This is a genomic window from Pseudomonas sp. IT-P258, assembly GCF_949767825.1.
Lineage (GTDB): Bacteria > Pseudomonadota > Gammaproteobacteria > Pseudomonadales > Pseudomonadaceae > Aquipseudomonas > Aquipseudomonas monachiensis.
On the sequence record NZ_CATKPU010000005.1, the window covers coordinates 1 to 224 of the forward strand.

Below are 224 nucleotides of genomic sequence, written 5' to 3' on the forward strand. Positions count from 1 at the left end.
TTGTCGGTCGGGGTGCCCGAACCGGGTTCGTCGGTGACCGTGGTTGCGACCTCGGTCTGACTCAGGGTCAGTTTTTCGAAGTTATCCGCGCCGGTAACCGATTCCAGTTTGTTAACGATCGGCGCTTGGCCGCCGGTGAACACGTCGTCGGCAGCGGCGATGGTCGCCGTGCCAGTCGCGGTATTGGCCGGGACGGTGATCTTGGTGCCGTCGGTCAGGGTGAA

The 224-nt window shown here is 62.9% G+C and carries 1 protein-coding gene; it reads right to left on the reverse strand.

The window, feature by feature from the left end:
• Positions 1–224, reverse strand: a 224-nt coding sequence (locus ACM6G4_RS00020) for an immunoglobulin-like domain-containing protein (RefSeq protein ID WP_414912728.1), incomplete at both ends; no start/stop codon positions are given.